The 1,318-nt window shown below is 38.0% G+C and carries 1 protein-coding gene; it reads right to left on the bottom strand.

From position 1 onward, the window contains the following. Positions 1-216: 216 nt before the first annotated feature. Positions 217-1,176: an SIR2 family protein gene (locus tag BW139_RS18095; protein WP_033102844.1), complete on the bottom strand. Its 960-nt coding sequence runs from the start codon at positions 1,174-1,176 to the stop codon at positions 217-219. Positions 1,177-1,318: the final 142 nt, after the last annotated feature.

Genomic DNA, 1,318 nt, shown 5'->3' with positions numbered 1-1,318 from the left:
AACCGACGACATTACTTGCTTCATCCTATGTATTAACTCGCTCTAATTCGAGCTGAAGTAATTATGGCTTAAAAAGTTAGGCAGGGATCAGTGTGGCTTAACTTGACAGTGGGAGTCATACCAACGCTTTGCTAAGCGGCAAAAAATTGTTGGCTAAAATAGCGAGAAACGAGCAAAAGCCAACTGTTTTTTGTCCGTTTAAGCAACTTGTTATAGCTACCAACTTGTAAACTCTAAAATGTTTTCCAGTCTAACTAACTCGAACCGATTGAATCCTGTTTTAGTTTCCCAAAACCTTTTTCTTTCATCCTCAGAGCCAGCACCTTCCCACTCAACAATTAGAAGTTCTTTTTCATCTTTTCTTAGTTTTATTCTATTGTTCAAGTGTTCATCGTAACCTGAGTAACCGAACAAAATAATTTGAGATGATTCTTCAAATGCTTTTTCAAGCCTACGCCAGTAGGCGCTCAAGATGTGGGATGATCCGATAATTAATGGTTTATGTTCGACGTGAGTTAAAACTATATGGCATTTATCTTCTGGATCTAAGAAGTCTCTGCCAGCATACATAACTTTACTATTTTCAACAAATAATGGTGAGCCATGTAAATGCATATACCAGCCATGCCTATTTACATTATGTCGGTCTAAATGCTCCTCATCAAAACCTGAACTCCAAAAACCATCAATTAATGCCCCGTGGTAACCATTGAGAATTTTCTCGGCAATAAACGAATCATATAGCAAGTTATCATAATTTAATGTGACAACATGAGTTTTTGTACTTCTAACAAATTCAGATAATGGTTCAACAAATGTTTTAGGCAGACTCTGTCCAGAGCGCTGATAATGCAGGGCAACCTCATGGATATATTTCCTAAATGTAGAAGGTAATTCTTTTGCAGGTTCAGAAATCCATGAAGTACCGCTAACTTCAAAATTACTCAAAAACTCAGTTGCAACAATTGCCACTTGCAACTTATCTAATTGGTCTTCTGAACTTGGGGGTAATTCATCAGTAGTTCCTTCTATTGCACTCAGGATTAAATCTTTATGATCATTGCTCAGATGTTCCGTATTGTTCCAGACGCTTTCAAGTCCATTTTGTAAGGAAAAGAAATCAGAATCGAGAGCTAGGCCAATTCCATTACCTGTAATTAATATTGAACGTGCCACATATCCCTCCGTAGCTATAACATTTTAGTATTTATGCGACACGCTGTTTGTGTTGCATAATCGCTTGTTGGACTGAGCCGCTACCTGCTCGGTGTGTCAGAGTTGGTGTTGTTTATGCTATGGGAATTTGCTTTTTGGAGGC

The organism is Pseudoalteromonas sp. SK18, assembly GCF_001974855.1.
GTDB lineage: Bacteria > Pseudomonadota > Gammaproteobacteria > Enterobacterales > Alteromonadaceae > Pseudoalteromonas.
The sequence above is the reverse complement of the archived record's forward strand: the minus strand, read 5'-3'. Positions and strand labels throughout refer to the sequence as shown.